The sequence below is a fragment of the Acinetobacter sp. YH16040_T genome, from assembly GCF_024605785.1.
GTDB classification, from domain to species: Bacteria; Pseudomonadota; Gammaproteobacteria; order Pseudomonadales; family Moraxellaceae; genus Acinetobacter; species Acinetobacter amyesii.
The window spans coordinates 1,236,306-1,254,671 of the sequence record NZ_CP094541.1 but is presented as its reverse complement, the minus strand read 5'-3'; the positions used below and the strand labels follow the sequence as shown (position 1 = coordinate 1,254,671).

The 18,366-nt window shown below is 39.6% G+C and carries 15 protein-coding genes; 6 read left to right on the top strand and 9 right to left on the bottom strand.

Annotated elements, in window-relative coordinates:
* Nucleotides 1-84: 84 nt before the first annotated feature.
* The 8 genes from proB to uvrB form a co-directional block, all read right to left on the bottom strand.
* On the bottom strand, nt 85-1,218 hold the full coding sequence (gene proB / locus MST16_RS06100) for a glutamate 5-kinase (protein ID WP_078190202.1): 1,134 nt from the start codon (nt 1,216-1,218) through the stop codon (nt 85-87).
* Nucleotides 1,219-1,258: 40 nt separating this feature from the next.
* Nucleotides 1,259-2,473, bottom strand: a complete 1,215-nt coding sequence (gene cgtA, locus MST16_RS06095) for an Obg family GTPase CgtA (protein ID WP_078190204.1) — start codon at nt 2,471-2,473, stop codon at nt 1,259-1,261.
* Nucleotides 2,474-2,686: 213 nt separating this feature from the next.
* Nucleotides 2,687-3,061, bottom strand: coding sequence for a helix-turn-helix domain-containing protein (locus tag MST16_RS06090; protein WP_180010424.1), 375 nt, complete (start codon nt 3,059-3,061; stop codon nt 2,687-2,689).
* Between the two features lie 207 nt (nt 3,062-3,268).
* Complete coding sequence (locus MST16_RS06085; protein ID WP_168379186.1) at nt 3,269-4,726, bottom strand: glyceraldehyde-3-phosphate dehydrogenase; 1,458 nt, start codon at nt 4,724-4,726, stop codon at nt 3,269-3,271.
* Nucleotides 4,727-5,437: 711 nt separating this feature from the next.
* Nucleotides 5,438-7,117 (bottom strand): hypothetical protein, encoded by a 1,680-nt coding sequence (locus MST16_RS06080; RefSeq protein ID WP_180010425.1) that lies wholly within the window; start codon nt 7,115-7,117, stop codon nt 5,438-5,440.
* 218 nt (nt 7,118-7,335) lie between these two features.
* Complete coding sequence (gene rarD / locus MST16_RS06075; RefSeq protein ID WP_078191878.1) at nt 7,336-8,268, bottom strand: EamA family transporter RarD; 933 nt, start codon at nt 8,266-8,268, stop codon at nt 7,336-7,338.
* Between the two features lie 127 nt (nt 8,269-8,395).
* Nucleotides 8,396-8,992: a lipocalin family protein gene (locus tag MST16_RS06070; protein WP_180010426.1), complete on the bottom strand. Its 597-nt coding sequence runs from the start codon at nt 8,990-8,992 to the stop codon at nt 8,396-8,398.
* Nucleotides 8,993-9,147: 155 nt separating this feature from the next.
* Nucleotides 9,148-11,169, bottom strand: a complete 2,022-nt coding sequence (gene uvrB / locus MST16_RS06065; RefSeq protein WP_168379183.1) for an excinuclease ABC subunit UvrB — start codon at nt 11,167-11,169, stop codon at nt 9,148-9,150.
* A gap of 300 nt (nt 11,170-11,469) precedes the next feature.
* On the opposite strand from uvrB, the gene MST16_RS06060 reads away from it, so the two are divergent.
* Nucleotides 11,470-12,258 (top strand): hypothetical protein, encoded by a 789-nt coding sequence (locus MST16_RS06060; protein ID WP_180004931.1) that lies wholly within the window; start codon nt 11,470-11,472, stop codon nt 12,256-12,258.
* Between the two features lie 199 nt (nt 12,259-12,457).
* The gene (locus MST16_RS06055; RefSeq protein ID WP_180010478.1) at nt 12,458-13,915 is read left to right on the top strand and encodes a sensor domain-containing diguanylate cyclase; all 1,458 of its coding nucleotides are present in this window, start codon (nt 12,458-12,460) and stop codon (nt 13,913-13,915) included.
* Between the two features lie 60 nt (nt 13,916-13,975).
* On the opposite strand, the gene MST16_RS06050 is transcribed toward MST16_RS06055, so the two are convergent.
* Nucleotides 13,976-14,155, bottom strand: a complete 180-nt coding sequence (locus tag MST16_RS06050) for a hypothetical protein (protein WP_078190224.1) — start codon at nt 14,153-14,155, stop codon at nt 13,976-13,978.
* 444 nt (nt 14,156-14,599) lie between these two features.
* Here MST16_RS06050 and MST16_RS06045 point away from each other — a divergent pair, with 444 nt between their 5' ends.
* From MST16_RS06045 to MST16_RS06030, 4 genes are all read left to right on the top strand, one after another.
* Complete coding sequence (locus MST16_RS06045) at nt 14,600-15,664, top strand: OmpW family protein (protein WP_180010427.1); 1,065 nt, start codon at nt 14,600-14,602, stop codon at nt 15,662-15,664.
* A gap of 154 nt (nt 15,665-15,818) precedes the next feature.
* The gene (locus MST16_RS06040; protein WP_218946149.1) at nt 15,819-17,030 is read left to right on the top strand and encodes an MFS transporter; all 1,212 of its coding nucleotides are present in this window, start codon (nt 15,819-15,821) and stop codon (nt 17,028-17,030) included.
* Complete coding sequence (locus MST16_RS06035; protein ID WP_257220694.1) at nt 17,023-17,157, top strand: hypothetical protein; 135 nt, start codon at nt 17,023-17,025, stop codon at nt 17,155-17,157. Before MST16_RS06040 ends, MST16_RS06035 begins: the two co-directional genes overlap by 8 nt.
* A gap of 221 nt (nt 17,158-17,378) precedes the next feature.
* Nucleotides 17,379-18,335, top strand: a complete 957-nt coding sequence (locus MST16_RS06030) for a TauD/TfdA family dioxygenase (protein ID WP_180010428.1) — start codon at nt 17,379-17,381, stop codon at nt 18,333-18,335.
* Nucleotides 18,336-18,366: the final 31 nt, after the last annotated feature.

The window sequence follows — 18,366 nt, the reverse complement described above, 5'->3', positions numbered from 1 at the left end:
TTATTTCTATTTCTATTTTTATCGTTATATTCAAATGGCATGCCATAAAAAATCCCGCTCGGAAGCAGGATTTTGATTTTCAATTTAGTAAATCGACATATGATTGCGATGGATCATTTCAAGTGATCGGGCTTCTCCTAAAACTTGATGAACTTTATCTGAGGCCAAACCTTTGACGATTTCTGCCGAACGTGAACTGAAGTTTACACGACCGACGGCAACACGATGACCTTGTGTATCGACACATTCCACCACATCACCACGTTCGAAATGCCCTTCAACCGCTTTCACACCGACAGGTAATAAACTGCGGTGATTATCACGAATGGCTTTGACTGCGCCATCATCAATTACTAAACGACCCGCTGTTTGTAAATGTGCAGCTAACCATTGTTGATGGGCTGTCACACGATCATTGTCCGTAATGAATAAGGTACCGAGTAATTCACCTGCCATCACACGTGAAAGCACATTATCGCTATCACCGCTCGCAATGACTGTTGGACAACCGGACTTGGCTGCCAAACGTGCCGCACGAACTTTGGTCAACATACCACCACGACCGAATTTACCGCCGCCACCAGCCATATCGAATAATGATTCATCCATTGCACGTACTGTATGGAACAGTTTTGCATCTGGATTGGAACGAGGGTCTGAGTCGAACATACCTTCTTGGTCAGTTAAAATCACCAATAAGTCTGCATGTACCTGACCCGCCACCATAGCTGCCAAAGTATCGTTATCACCAAAGCGAATTTCATCGGTAGAGACCGTGTCATTTTCATTAATGACAGGAATCACGCGCCAATCAATCAAATGCTGCAAGGCATCACAAGAGTTTAAATAACGACGACGGTCAGCCAAATCGTCATGGGTTAATAAAACTTGAGCTGTACGAATAGAACGTTGTTCTAAAACGCTTGACCAAGTATGTATTAAACCCATTTGTCCAATGGCTGCGCAAGCCTGAAGACTGGGTAGATCTGTGGGTCGGTTGTCCAGATTCATTCGAACCATACCTTCAGCCACAGCACCGGAAGACACAAGAATGATCTCGTGCCCTGCATTGTGTAGTTCTGCAATTTGTCCCGCCCAATGCGAGATTGCATCCAGATCTAACCCTTTTCCGTTTGCTGTGAGTAGTGATGATCCGATTTTAACAACGATACGTTTACAACCCTTGAGCTGACGTTGCCCATCTACCACTTCTATCATCTTGTCCTCAGACTTGTTTGCTTTGACACTTATTCAGCAATTAACGTACGTAGTACGATTCTGCCTCATCATCACCGTCTTCAAATTCATCATCAAAGTCTTCACCTTGACCTGCCAGACGTTGTTGACGACGCATTTCACGATATGCTTCTTTCGCAGCAAGCGTTTGCTCACGTGTTTCAGCTTCAAGCTGATCACGGAACGCTTTAACTTCTGCTGCATATTCAGGATCTTCAGTTTCTCGTTCGCGCTGTTCTTCAATTTGATCCATCAGGTAGTACACAACGTCTTTAGTACCTTCAAACGTTAAACCTGAAGTTTTGAATACAGGGCCTTTCCACTGCAACTCTTCGAGAATGTGATCACACCATTCATCACGCGTTTCAGCCGCCAATTGGTCTACTTTATTGAGTACCAATACAACAGGTAATTTTGAAAGTGTTGGGGAGAATTTTTTCAACTCTTCCAAAATTGCTTTTGCATTATACGCAGGGTCAGAACCATCAATCGGTTGAACATCTACGATGTGCAATAAAATACGTGTACGCGCCAAGTGTTTCAGGAATCGAATACCTAGACCTGCACCTTCTGCAGCCCCTTCGATTAGACCCGGAATATCCGCCATTACAAATGAACGGTGACTATCGGCATCAACCACACCTAGGTTTGGCACCATAGTGGTAAATGGATAATCTGCAACTTTTGGTTTCGCTGCTGAAACTGCACGGATAAAGGTTGATTTACCCGCATTTGGCATACCCAACAAACCAACGTCTGCGAGTACTTTTAATTCAAGACGAATTTCACGATATTCGCCTTTTGAGCCGTGTGTACATTTACGTGGAGAACGGTTGGTTGAAGATTTGAAGTGAGTATTACCCAAACCACCTTCACCACCTGCTGCCACTAACACACGCTGACCGTCAGCCACTAAGTCGCCGATGATATCGCCAGATTCTGTATCTACAATTGTTGTGCCCACTGGAACGAGCAATACGGTATCTTCACCGCCACGGCCTGAGCAGTTCGCTCCACGACCATTTTTAGCACGTTCTGCACGGAATTTACGTGTATAACGATAATCTACTAGGGTACTTGTGTCGTTGTCGGCTTGAACGTATACGTTACCGCCACGACCACCATCACCACCATCTGGACCACCAAATGGTACGAATTTTTCACGGCGAAAACTGGCTACGCCATTGCCACCGTCGCCAGCCTCTACGGTAATGACTGCTTCATCAACAAAGCGCATATTTGCCAATCCTCTAAAAACTTTAAAACCGCTTATTCTGCCATATTTTAAAGAATTTCTCGAACAATATTATTCAGCAATACTATAAATTTCATTCATCTTGGTGCTGATGCAATTTTTAGGAAAATCCGCACCTCGCTCGAAAATCTTTAGCTCATCATAAAAATACCTTTGATAAATGGCAAACGAATTTCACTCCCCATTTCCCAAAAGCTATTTACGTGCATTTGCCTTGGCTTCAATAATTTCAGGCAAGGTTCGTTCAACCCAACCAATCAGATACATTAACTTTTCTGCAGCCTGTGAGCCCATTAAAGTCAGTTGATATTCAACTTTGGGTGGCACGACTGGATAGACTGTCCTTAAGATAAAACCATCTTGCTCGAGCATTTTCAGCGTTTGAGCCAGCATCTTTTCGCTCACCCCTTCGATCCGCTGCTTAAGTTCACTAAAACGGTGTACCCCTTCAGTCAAACAACGCAAAACTAATACTGACCATTTATTGGTGAGATGTTCCAATATTTCACGGGATGAGCATTCATTAGATAGCACCTGTCCCAACAATGGACTGATTGCATACTTGGTCATTGAAGAGTTCCTTTCTTGATCACGGTTTTTAGTTATTACTTACTATTTTTAATGTACTTACCATTTGTAAGCTAACAGATTCATATGAGCGTATCAAGGTGAATTTTCCATCAATTAATGTATATGATTTTATTAAGCTGATTGGCCAACTTTATTTTCCACAATAAAAAAGAGCCTCAAATGAGGCTCTTTTTTAGCTTTCACAAATTATGCATTCGTTTCAGCAGGAATTTTTGGATAGCTTACGCCACCCATTTGTTCCGCAATACGCAATACTTGGCAGCTATAACCTACTTCGTTATCGTACCAAACATAAGCAGTTAAACGGTTACCAGAAGTGATTGTCGCTTGAGCGTCAAATACACCTGCGGTACGTGAACCGATAAAGTCAGACGATACAACTTCAGTTGAGTTTGTATAACCGATTTGACCTTGAAGGTTAGAGTTGATTGAAATTTGGCGAATGTATTCATTCACTTCTTCACGATCAACATCTTGACCTAAAGTAAGGTTCAAAATTGCAAGAGATACGTTTGGAGTAGGTACACGTACTGAGTTACCAGTCAATTTACCTTGAAGCGCAGGAAGTGCTTTAGCAACAGCTTTAGCAGCGCCTGTTTCAGTAATAACCATGTTCAATGTTGCAGCACGGCCACGACGGTCAGCTTTATGGTAGTTGTCGATTAAGTTCTGGTCGTTCGTGAACGAGTGAACTGTTTCAACGTGACCATTGATCACTGTGTACTTGTCGTTTAACACTTTAAGTGTTGGTGTGATCGCGTTTGTTGTACAGCTTGCAGCAGAGATGATTGTATCTTCATCAAGGATGTCAGCTTGGTTCACACCGTATACAACGTTCTTCATGTCACCTTTACCAGGTGCAGTTAGAATTACACGTGCAGCGCCAGCGCATTTAAGGTGCTGTGCAAGACCTTCAGAATCACGCCATTTACCTGTGTTATCGATTACAAGTGCATTGTTAATACCGTAAGCAGTGTAATCAACTTCAGATGGGTTAGACGCATAGATCACTTTGATGAAGTTACCGTTAGCAATGATTGCTTCGTTTTCTTCATCAACAGAAATTGTACCTGCGAATGGACCATGAATAGAGTCACGACGTAACAAAGACGCACGTTTTTCTAAGTCACCGTCAGATGATTTACGAACAACGATTGCTTTAAGGTTAAGACCACGGCCTAAACCAGATTGGCTGATCATCAAACGTGCAAGGATACGACCGATACGACCGAAACCGTAAAGTACAACATCACGGTTTTCAACGTTAGTTGCATTGCCTTCAAGTGATTTCACAGCGTCAGCAACAAATGCGTCAACATCACCACCTTTTTCTTTGAACTCAACAGCAAGTTTGCCAAGATCAATTTCAGCAGTACCGATGTTTTCGATTTTCGCTAAAGCTTCAAGAATTGGGAAAGTGTTCACAACTGAAAGTTCAACGTCAAGTACGCGAGTACGACGATGCGCTTTAAGAATTTGGATAACCGAACGGTTAATTAAAGAACGACCGTATACTGTAGCTACGATGTTTTTTTCACGATATAACTGACCCACTAGGGCAATCATACGTTCCGCGATTTCTTCACGGTTTTTCCAGCGACCTTGGTGCTCTGCATGTAGGGCAACGATAGTGTCTTTGCTCACAGATACGTCCTCTAATTAATTGTAAATCTAAGCATAAATTTCAAAACCCCACAATTGTAATGGAAAACTGAAAATTAATGAATCTAAAAGCAGATTTCGACAAGGTTATTTTGTTATATATTCACTATCAATTTTCAAAATAATCATGATTAGTATTATGATTTTATAGCCGAAAGTTGAAAAACCGGCTTTTTCGCAGATTTTTGTCACAAAATTTCAAATGTAGTTTTATCAACCAGATCTCAGCACATTTAGCTCAAAGATGAACGAATATTTATATTTTTCAAATTGTGCTGTTTTTTTATTTTGCTCAATTTATAGTATTTTTACTGATGTTAAGCTCGTAATAATAATTTCACATTTTTAAATGATTTTTAAAACTATTCGACGGAGTCTTACATCTGAGGTTTGAATCAAGGGTTTAGCCTTCAGCTGGAGGTACTCTTACGAAACGTTGTTTCTCATTTGGCAAAATGAGAAGCATGCTTCGTAAGGAAACAATCTTGCGGAGCAATGCTCCTCACCGCAAAACTCGTTCACTACCGTCAATTTATTCAAAGTATCGCAAAAACATTTTTTATTAGAAGTAACCTTATCTCAGACAATTGCGGATGACATTACCGCGTATCGTTCTTTTATTTGAATCAAATTACGCCTCTAATGTTACTGCCTAACATTAGTTTTAAAGTCAGATCAATATTTAAAATTCTGTTAATTTTTCAGATTCTCAGCAAACTTTTCCAGATTAAAATCAAAGAAATTTGCACTCAGCTCTAATATTTTCGGAAGTGCATTTAAACTATTCTCTCCAGCACTAATCGCAAAATATCTCTGATCACTAAAAGATCGCACGTTTAAGGCATTTTCACATGGCTCAAAATCGAGATTGACGAGCTGTGACGCATGTTCCTTCAGCAACATTAAAACCTGCATATAAGTTTGTCGTTTTTTTTGCTGCTGCGCTTTTAAAGCATCGGCTTCAAGGCTTTCATAATCCCCTGTTTTCGTCATGCGTTTGGAAAATCCAACATGCGCGCCATGGGTACCCATATTTTCTACAGTTGCTTCTGTAGCAAAGATCTTCTGTTGATCATCGACCGACTGCAAGAGCGCCTTCAGCGCCGTATGAATTTGCTGTGACTGATGATGATGAAACTCCCACTCATCTTCGTTTTGAACATTAAAAATGTGCGTACACCGTTTCAACAACAGTACTTGCCAAGCCTGTAGTTGAAGTCGCAGTCGTTTCAACTCCAAACTTGCCTCAAACTTAGGGCAACTACTCAAGACATTTAGACTCGTGATGAGCTTTTGAGATATTTGCATGCAATGAAAAAAGACAAAATCATGCTGTATCTGCTCACTTAGTTGAAATTGAACAGTCTGATGTAATGGCTTCAAAATCAATTCATTGAACTGCTGCTCAAAAGCAGGTAAAACCGTCGCCAATTGTTGAGTGGCATCCTCTACATGCAGCATCAAAAGTAGATGCTTATCTACCCGTATATGGAGTTGCTGCATTAAATTTTGTAGATCTAAATGTATAAAACCTGCAATGGATGCTAGCTTTGACACTTGAATTTTTAATTGTTCTATTTGCTGATTCTCTAAAGCAGTAGTTAAATCTATGGCCACCCCATCAAAAACGTCGTCTGCTAAAGCGTCATTGTGCTTTGTCGATAAAAACCGTGTAGCGGAATACTGCGTCGTCCAATCTAAATCAGGCGACAAAATATAAATAAACTCAGATGTTTGTACGATTTGTAAATATCTCGTTTTTTGTTCACGCTTTAAATAGTATTTAAAAATCGGATGTTGCCAAATCTCAGACGATTTCGGGATAGTGGCATCAAAAAATTGCCCCAACATATGTGACTTTAAGAAAATTTCGATCAAGAAAATTTTGACTTGCTGGGCAGTGAGTTCACGTGCATCACTCGGCGCAATCAAATCCATTTCACGGATGATTTGTGCAGCATTTAAAATGAAATGCCGATGTAATACGTTTTTTTCATGCTGTAATTCAAAATCTTCTTCGGCATCTATTTTATTGATATAGGCTAGGTTTTCTTCTAATTTTTGCGCAACTTGAATACTCATTGTCAATGTTCGAAGTTCTTCGAGCTGTGTTGCCAAATACTGTGCATGCTCACGCATGACATCATATTTTAGTACTTTCATCAGCATGCCCAAATTCATCGGTACATCTCTTTGATACGACTGTGATGAAGACTCCCAACGAATACCTTTTTGCGATAACACCTGCTGTATCTGTGCTAAATTGGATTGATCAAGATCAGTGCATACTTCAGATACAATACTCCGCCAATGCTGATCCAACACAGGCTCTAGCTGTAAAAGTTTAGCGCTTTGATGAAATGGGACAACCACTGAGTGCTTCCTGTATCTTGGTTCTTTAATCGATCTTTTATCGATTTCAGTTTATTTTTATCTAAAATAAATATTTTTGTACACCATCATTCAATGCTGTTCTTCCTAAACAATAAATTGAATCATGGCGTGTTTTAGTTTTCTAAGTTTAAGATTTTCTTAAAAAACAGCAAGTGTTAATTGTGAACTGATCAATTTACCGTACCAATATTTTCAGTCTAAGAATCGATTCGATCATTTAACGCTTTTACATTTTTTGCTAGCGCACGTTCATTTTGCTTTTGTTTAAACAGATGCAAAACACCTTCTATCACCAATAACAATACCGCACCCCAAATTGGAATATAGGTCAGCCATTCTTCGGCTTCTACTCGCTCCCCCAATGCGATGGATGCAAAAGCTAACAACACGGGTTCTAAATAACTCAACAAACCAAAAATCACAAATGGCAAATAACGACTCGCCAACATATAGCTACCTAAGCCAAGCGCACTCAGAAAACCCAGTCCTAAAACCGCCAAAATCAGATACGGGAATAACGACATCAGCGCTAAACTATCGCTATGAATAAATCCTAAATAAAAGGCTACAGGCAAAATTAAGCAAAGATCCCACCAAAAACCACCCAAATGATCGGTTTTAAAGGTACGACGTAAAAAGAAATAAATCGGATAAGCCACAGCGACATAGACAGTTTCCCACGCGATACTGCCAATACGCCAAATTTCGTGACCGACCCCTAAAATTGCCAATGCCACGGCAGCCATCTGCCATTTAGACAGCTTTTCTTTATACAGTACACATCCAACCAGAACCATCACTAAGGGTAATAGAAAATACCCTAAAGATACTTCTAGCCCTCGGCCATTAATTGGCCCCCACAAAAACAACCAAAGCTGTGTAGTACATAAAAATGAACTAATGATTAACCAAATGAGAAAGATCGGTTGCTTGACCACACGCCAAAAAATTTCACTGACTTTGTTTAAATCTTTCATCCACCACATAAATAAGGTTAAAAATGGCAAGGTCGCCAACATGCGCCATGCAAAAGTTTGCTCGCTATCTAGAGGTTTTAAAAAGATGGTAAAGAAATACAAAATACCGAAAGTGACCGATGCCAATACAGACAATGCAACGCCTTTATACATCTTTCACTCCAGTCAAAATGACTACATAATCTTGATATTTTGCTTGATCAATCAAGCTTCTCACCTGGACATTCTAGCAAATAAAAAACCATGCACAGGCATGGTTTTTTAGCATTTGTTCAATTATTTAGGTTTTAGGTTTCACTGTCTGCTTGGTATGAATAATATCTGATAAATCATAACCAACAGATTGCGCATAATTTAAATATTCCTGAATCACTTCCTGATCTGGATGAGCCGAACGAGAAAGAACCCACATATATTTACGACGTGGCTCACCCACCAAAACTGTTTGATAATCTTCATCGGCTTTGAGTACCCAATAATCACCACGCCCTACAGGCAACCAACGAATGGCTTCTGGTAAGAAACTAACTTTTAATTTCGAGTTAAACGGTGCATTTTGTACAAATGCCTCGCCTATTGATTGCTTCTTGGTACCATCTTTAGATACACAGCGATTATTTACATTAATGTTGCCATTTTCATTTAGCGTGTAAACCGCAGTCACATCACGGTCACAGCTTTTTTGAAAAACCATAGGCTTACGAGCTACTTCATACCACATACCTAAATAACGATCGAGCTCGACTTTTTCCACAGTCTGTAACGGTTTCGTCTGTGCATAGGCCATTGTGGCTGCACCCAAACCAATTAACACTGCTGCACCAAGTGCAATTTTTGCGAGTTTAAAACCAGCTTTCGGAAGATTCGTTGTTGTCATTTTTATGCCTCATTTCGATGCAAAATATTCGATGAAAATTAAGTAATTCTTTCTCTCGTGTTTTTACTCTAGCGGAAAAAATTGCTCTAAAAATCATTTTCTTGTCTGAATTATGTATGTCATTCAAACAATATTCCGCATCTTGTCTAACAAAATTATGAAATCATCTGTGCTTTTAAACGCAAGATTTCATCGCGTAATCGAGCGGCTTGTTCAAACTGTAAATCTTTCGATGCCTTCAGCATTTCTTTTTCCAGCTTGTTCATATGTTTTGCCAGAAGTTTTGGATCCGACATCAAATGACGTTCATCTGCAGTTAATGCCTTGGCCTGATCTGAAATTTTTGCATCGATTTCATCATCTGTCAGCACTTCACCAGTATCAATATCATTAACGTTTTGACGTACAGCACTACGTGGTGTAATGCCATGTTCAAGATTAAAGGCGATTTGTAAATTACGACGCCGATCCGTTTCATCAATGGCTTTTTGCATGGAGTCGGTCATACGATCTGCATATAAAATCGCTTTACCGTTTAAGTTACGCGCTGCACGACCAATGGTTTGAATCAAAGAACGCTCAGAACGTAAAAACCCCTCTTTGTCAGCATCTAAGATGGCGACTAAAGACACCTCTGGCATATCTAAGCCTTCACGCAGCAAGTTAATCCCAACAATTGCATCGTATACACCTGAACGCAATTCATGAATAATTTTAGTTCGTTCAACAGTGTCAATATCAGAATGTAAATAAGCGACCTTAATACCATATTCTTTCAAATATGAAGTTAAATCTTCTGCCATACGTTTGGTTAATGTCGTAACCAATACACGCTCATTTAAGTTTTTACGATTATTAATTTCTGACAATACATCATCCACTTGCGTTAACACTGGACGAATTTCAATTTCAGGGTCGACCAAACCTGTGGGTCGAACCACTTGCTCAACGACTTGTTCAGACTTTTCCATTTCATAATGTGCAGGCGTTGCACTGACATAAATGGTCGAAGGAATAATCCGCTCCCATTCTTCAAATTTCATTGGCCGGTTATCGAGCGCACTTGGTAAACGAAAACCGTAATTGACCAAATTTTCTTTACGTGAACGGTCACCTTTATACATAGCCCCAATTTGCGGAACGGTAACGTGCGATTCATCAATGATTAATAAAGCATCATCAGGTACATAATCAAACAAAGTCGGAGGTGCTTCACCTGAGGGACGACCTGACAAATGCCGTGAGTAGTTTTCAATACCATTGGTATAGCCAAGCTGCTGCATCATCTCTAAGTCATAACGTGTTCGCTGTTCGATACGCTGTGCTTCGAGTAATTTATCATTGGCGCGGAAAAAGCCGAGTCGTTCAGTTAATTCTTCTCGAATAGTCCCAATTGCACGCTGCAAGTTATCTTTAGGCGTCACGTAATGGCTCTTTGGATAAATCGTAATACGTGGCACTTTACGGACTAGCTTGCCCGTCAATGGGTCAAACCATCGAACTGAATCAACTTCATCATCAAACAACTCAATTCGAATGGCATTTTGATCCGATTCTGCAGGGAAAATATCAATAATTTCACCACGGATACGGTATGTGCCACGTAGGAATTCGAGTTCATTTCGGGTGTATTGCATTTCCACCAAACGACGAATGATGTCATCACGGCTGATACGGTCACCTTCCACGATATGCAAAAGCATACTCATATAGGCATTCGGGTCACCTAGACCATAAATGGCTGAAACTGACGCTACAATAATTGCATCACGACGTTCTAATAATGCTCGGGTTGCCGAAAGACGCATTTGGTCAATGTGATCATTAATCGATGAGTCTTTTTCAATAAAGGTATCTGAAGATGGCACATAGGCTTCGGGCTGATAATAGTCATAATAACTGACGAAATATTCCACAGCATTATGCGGAAAGAAGGCTTTAAACTCACCATAAAGCTGCGCAGCCAAAGTTTTGTTATGCGCCATAATAATCGTTGGACGTTGCGTGCGAGCTATCACATTTGCCATGGTATAGGTTTTACCCGAACCTGTTACCCCTAAGAGCAACTGGTCATGCATTCCTTTCTCAATCCCCTTAACCAATTTCTCAATCGCTTGAGGTTGATCACCTGCGGGCTGATATTGTGTTACCAGTTCAAAAGGCTGTTCCTGCATCACACTCTTCTTCAACAGTTTTTATAGGGCTTTATTATGAGGGCAAAGTTGCACAAAACAACGCTAAATTTATGTAAAAAGCCAAAGTCTCTTACAGACAGAAGTAATCTTTATTTAGTATGAGTTTCTAGATTTTTTCGTCAACTTCAAAATTATAAATCACCTGATTGAGCCAATTTTTTTCAAAGAAACTCTTTAGGCTAAAAAACTCATAGGTAAAGCGTTCATTTAACCCAGATTGATACTTGACCTAGCTAAATTTCACCTGCAACATGAACAAAAGGACGCCACAGATCAAACTTTATGACTTACCAATATCATGACGAAAGTATTGTTAAAAACTTAGCTGAAGATACCATTTTTGTTTTTGGCAGCAATATGGCAGGTCAACATACTGGCGGTGCAGCGCGTACTGCCCTAGAGCATTTTGGTGCAATGAATGGTATTGGTCGTGGATGGGCTGGTCAAAGTTTTGCTATTCCAACAATGAATGAGCATTTACAACAAATGCCATTGTCTCAGATTCAACATTATGTTGATGATTTTAAAATCTATACCAAGAATCATCCGAAGACCAAATATTTCATTACTTCGATTGGCTGTGGTGTCGCTGGCTATAAAGTTGAAGAAATTGCTCCCATGTTTAAGGGGATTTCCAGAAATGTTATTTTTCCAATTTCATTCCGTCCTTTCGTTGAAAAAGCTTTACCTAAACTTACTTCGAAACTTCTACATACAATTTTTCAAGACTCGGTAATTTTTGCACCTTCGGCAGATGAATTGGTTGATGTTCTGGCCTTAACAGATAATGAAAAAAGTCTTGCGAAAATTGTGCTGAATACCCAAATGTACCCGACAGATAGCAATGGTCGTGACCGTATTTTTGAAATTGAAGATATTTTGCATGCCCTGAATGGGAAAATATTTGAGTTTCAAAGTAATTCTGAAGGCCCGATGATGTTTGGCGGCGTCATTTTAGCCCTACTTGAACTGTACAATATCAATGAAAAAGATTTCATCGATGTTTGGAAAGCTGAACGTGAAATCGCTGCACCAAAGCCTGAAAATAAAGCCCGTAAAGCCAGCCGCTAAAGGCTCTTTTCACCACATTTGAAACACCCAAAAAGCCAATGTCCATATTGGCTTTTTTTCTACGGTTGATTAATGGTTTTTAGCGACTTAAGTCACATTAAAAATAAAGTTTATTTTACATATCACATTATTTTAATATCATTTTTTTTCATCTTATACTACATGCTGTAATTATCATGAAGAATGACGAGCACATAAAATAGACATGCTAGATTCTCCTTTTTTTGAGCTATCCCCCATTGCCATGTGGCTTGAAGATTACAGTGAAGTCAAAAAACAATTTGATCTCTGGCGTCAGCAAGGTGTGCAGGATCTCTCCACTTTTCTTCAACAAGATGAATCACGTATTCTGCAATGTGCGAGAAAAATAAAACTCTTACAGGTCAACACAAAAACGTTGGAACTTTATCAAGCACGTGACTTTGAACATTTATGTCAAAACCCTGATTTAGTTTTTCAGGCGGAGATGTGTCAAACACATATTAGAGAATTGGTTGCATTGTGGAATGGTGAAACGCATTTTTCCCATTCTGCTGTGAACTATACGCTCCTTGGACAACGCCTAGACATTCAACTCAAAGGCATTGTGCTACCGAGTCATGAGCAGGATTTATCTGCCGTCTTAATTACGACTGAAGATATCACCTCTTATACTGAAGCTTGCCGTTTACAAGAACAAAGTCGTCATTTGGCAGAAGCACGCTTTCATTATTCTCCGACCTCACTTTGGGTCGAAGATTTTAGCCGGATTAAAATCAAATTAGATCAGCTACGCGCTTTAGAAATCGAAGACTTTGTCACTTTTTTGGATGTTCATCCCGATTTTGTACAAGAGTGCATTAAAGAAATACTGATCGTTGACGTCAATCAAGCCACGCTTGATTTATTTGGTGCTCCAAACAAAGAAATATTGCTCAAAAATGTACATAAAGTGTTTGCCAAAGAAATGCTGCAAACCTTTAAAGAACAGTTGATTGAACTTTGGAATGGCAATCTACATCATCAACGTGAAGCCGTAAATTATGCACTTGATGGCAGTATCCGCCACGTCTTGCTGCAATTTACCGTATTTCCCGATTATCTCGATGACTGGAGCACCGTGCAGGTTGCGCTGACTGATATTACCGCACGTAAAAAGGCTGAAAATTATCTTGAATATTTAGGTAAGCATGACGTTCTGACCAAACTCTATAACCGTTCATTTTATATCGCAGAACTCAATCGTCTCGAACGCAATCAATTGCGTCCTGTTTCTTGTATTTTTATTGATTTAAATGGACTAAAAGAACTCAATGACAGTATTGGGCACGATGCTGGTGACAGTATCCTCAGACGTCTGGGCAACATTTTAAACCAGCTTATTCAGCATACGCCCTATTCTGCTTCGCGCATTGGCGGTGATGAATTTGTCATTCTATTACCGGGTGCAGATGATGCAGCACTGCAAAACTGCTTACAAAGTTTGAATGAGTTGTTATTGGTCGATAACCAATTTTATTCTAATCAACCGATGAGTATATCGATTGGCTGTGCCACCAATACTTTGAATGAGCGAATGGAAGATATGCTTAAACGTGCTGATCTTGACATATATCGTCAGAAGAAAAAGTATTATCTCAATAAAGACCGTAGAATTCAGTCTGAAATACGCAATTAACATCAATCATTTGCAATAAAAAAGCCATGGTTTGAACCATGGCTTTTTTATTTAAATCTTTTAACGCTTACCCATCGAACGACGTGTACCGCGTGGTGGCATCCAAGTACGGTCAGCATAACGCTGAGGTTTAGGACGCATATCTTCAAAGATTTCATCCGAAGCATTATCTTCAGCTTTTTTAATCGGAAAAGGCAAATTAACTAAAGCCTTTTTCTTGGGAGGGTTTTGCGTACTCATACGAATAACTCAATTGAATCTGGCGCTATTGTACAAAAAAAATGGTTTTGGTGTAAAAGGCTTTGAGTGATTAGCCTCGATTGACATATAAAGACTCCATAATTAGCTATGAATTTTTATATCTATAGAGGACAACAGCACAAAAAACTGCTTTAAATATGGTCGTTTTAAACTAATTTATTGACCCAATTCAACCAATACACTGTCACTTACGTCAATAAATATTGAATATTTACAAATAGATAGAACCATTTCTAAATTTCAAAAAAGTTAGATTTTTTTACACAAATACCTAATTAAAGCCTTCAAATAATACAAATCATCAAAAATGTTACAGGACTATTACGTTTATTCTTGTTTTCTATAACATTTTTTACGCACTAATTTTGAATAATGAGCACTTAGAAAAATTATTATCAATTTACGGACATGGAGTCCTTTCAAATGAAAAAAAGTGTATTGTGCATTGCTGCTTCAATGGCTGCCCTACCTATGCTCAGTCATGCAGACTCACCATATTTTAGTTTAAAAGATGGCGATGGCTTCAAACGTTTTTCTGTCTCTGTTGGTGCTTTACATGTTATGCCTCAGGGTAAGGCACAACCATTTAACGTCAAAACAGCCGCTTATGAAGGTATTCAATCTGATGTTGGACAAATTTCAACTCAAGCGGTCATAGACAATCGAGTAGAGAACTCTAGTGGATTAGCTAATTGGCTCGTAAATTTAATTAATGGACTCAATCCAGATAGTAGTCTTCCTAGCTTTATGAGTGGTTCAGCACAAATCTATGGTTTAGAATCTTGGGATAACCCTGGTACAGGTCTTGAAGCCGACGACGTAACCACACTTGGGATTATGACCAATTATTTCTTTACCGATAACATTTCCTTTGAAATGAAAGCTGGAGTTCCTCCAAAAGTTGACCTACAAGGTAAAGGTAAAATTTATGCTCCATTTAGTGCTGTTGCTAAACCAATTGTAGGTACCATAAATTTAGACAATGATATTTTTATTACTAATTTAGAAGCACATGGTGCTGCAGCTTCGGCACGTGCTTGGACGCCTGCATTTGAGTTCCAATACCATTTCGGAAAAACTGGTGTTAACAAATTCCGTCCATATGTCGGATTGGGTCTTATGTATGCTTATTTCAATGAACTTGAAATTAATCCACAAACCGAAAAAGACCTCATCGCAGCTGGTCACATGATTTATAATATTCTTGATAATAAAGCTGGGGCTGCACTAGATGGTAGTCCCAATCCAAATGCAAAACCCAAAGTGGAACTAGATGCAACTGATGCCTTTGCACCTGTTGTTACTGCTGGGTTTACCTATGACTTTAATGATAAATGGTTTGCTGTAGGCTCAGTTTCTTATGCTCATCTAAAAAATGAAACAACCATTACTGTTTCAGATCCGACTTATGGGAAATTAATTGAATCTAAAGCAGACATCGAGGTTAATCCTATCCTAGTCTATGCTGGTGTCGGTATGCGCTTCTAATCCATATCTCACCTACGAGTAAATAAAAAAACGGCGTCAGCCGTTTTTTTATGGAAATATAACTAATTTTTATCTTTCAATAAATTTTAATTTTATCGCCTCACCTGTTTGAATCGACTAACATAACAACGATTTATAAATAACTGGAATAATGATGTCAGAGAGCCAATTTTCAAAGCCTTTGATCTATATGCTCATCGGTGCTGCAATTATTTTGGCACTTTCACTTGGTGTTCGTCATGCCTTTGGTCTGTATTTAGTACCAATGAGTGAACAATACCATTGGGGACATAATGTTTTTAGTTTAGCTATTGCCATGCAAAATTTAATTTGGGGTGCAGTACAACCCTTTACTGGTGCACTTGCTGATAAATATGGCAGTCGCATTGTGGTTGCGACAGGTGGTTTACTCTATGTCGTTGGCTTACTGTTGATGGCTGTCAGTTCGACTGGATTCATGTTGAATATCAGTGCAGGATTAATTTTAGGTTTGGCTTTATCAGCCACATCATTTCCCATTTTACTCTCTGCTATTGGTCGCGCTGCTGCACCTGAAAAACGTAGTCTTGCTATGGGTATTGCCAGTGCTGCAGGGTCATTTGGTCAGTTTATTATGCTGCCATCGACCTTATTACTTCTTCAAAGCATCGGATGGTCAGCAGCACTTATCGTCAGTGCAATACTCATTGCCTTGATTATGCCACTCGCATTGATGCTTAAAGCCCCTATCTATCAATCCGCCCAAGCTAGCACACACAGACCAAATACTTTAACTTTTAAACAAATTTTGGTCATTGCAAAAAATCACAAACCTTTTTGGTTTTTAGCACTTGGCTTCTTTGTTTGTGGCTTCCAAGTGGTGTTTATTGGCATCCATCTTCCGGGATATTTAATCGATCATGGCTTTAATGCCACTACAGGCACTATTTTCCTAGCGCTCGTTGGACTGTTTAATATTGTCGGCACCTACACAGCAGGTTGGCTCGGTGGCAAATATTCCAAACCAAAGCTGTTAATGGGACTGTATGGTTTACGTGGCATTGCCATTATTGCCTTTCTTTTGCTGCCTTTAAGCACATGGACAATCTATGCATTTGGCGTCATTATGGGTCTACTATGGCTTTCTACCGTACCGCTCACCAACGGTATTGTAGCCAATATGTTTGGCGTTAAATATCTCAGTATGCTAAGTGGTATCGTATTCTTTACTCATCAAGTCGGTTCATTTTTTGGTGGTTGGTTGGGTGGTGTGAACCACGATATAACCGGTAACTATAATGCCATTTGGATTTTTTCGATTGTCCTGAGTATTTTTGGAGTATTGGTACATTTCATGGTTAATGAGGAAAGTGTCATTCATGACTAATTCAACACTGTGGTTCCGGCTCAGTATTGGCATCAGTATTCTGGCCTTGTTGGCATTGTCCATCGGCTTATGGAGCCAAACGCCTGAATTATTCGAATACTTTAACCAAGCGTTTTGTGCACATTAAAGACGTATTGAAGCAATAATTCCAATTCAAACTGCTGTTTTATCAACACTACAACAGCAGTTTTTTAGCTATTTTCTACACGATTCAATAAAAGCTGCATTTTCAGCATATTAGTATTAATCATACGTTTTTTCATAAACTTAGCTTATTTTTTAATTTTCCATCCTGCGCTTTCTTCCATAGATTAAGTCTCAATAAAGAACAATTTGAGAACTTATGAAATGACCGCATTAACTCAACTTTCACAAGCCATCCATGATGCTCCGCGTTGGCATCAAGCAGAACATTTTCAAGATGGCAATGAAATTCGTATTGAAACGCAACATGACCAAGCTTTAGGGGCTGTGGTTTATGGTTTAGATGCGCGTAAAGCCCAGTCTGGTGAAACCATCTACCGTTTAAAACAAGCGCTGGCAGAACACCTAATTTTAATTTTCAAACATCAAAGTCTAGATGATTTACAGTATCTCGCATTTGCAAGTTACTTCGGTTCAATCTTCCGTCCCGGTGCAGATATTCCTGTGCTAGCGTCACAAGATGATACCGGTACACCACCAGACGTCGTACCTGTTTCAAATGCAGTCGGCAAAGGTGACTATACTGGACATGGTGAATTGGCTGCGCATGCAGACCATCAGTGGACTCCGCTGCCATCTTTTGGTTCATTACTCTATGCCATTGAACTGCCACAAGACGGTGGACAAACCTCATGGTATAACACCATTAAAGCCTATGAAGCTTTAGATGAAGCGACACAAAAACATTTAGACCAACTTCAACTCATTACATACAACCCATTTGTCCGTGCCAAAAATAATAAAGGCACAACGGGATATGGCGCTACACCGCTTTACCGTTTCAAAGACCAACCGATTGTTGGACATGCCTATCCACATCCGCTTGTACGTACCCATCCAGAAAGTGGCCGTAAAGGTCTGTGGTTAAATGAACGATCTGAAGTGGAATTGGTTCACTACGATGATCAGTCAGGCAGTGAATTGATTGCATCCTTACGTGAACATTTATTGAAACCTGAGTTTCGATATGAACATCAATGGGAAGAAGGTGACATTGTATTTTGGGATAACCAAGCCACTTTACACTCACGCCGCCCTTTCCCTTCAGACCAACGCCGCTTATTAAAGCGAATTAGCCTAGCAGGAGGACGACCATACTAATGTTGAACTTCATGTCAACAATAAAAAATAA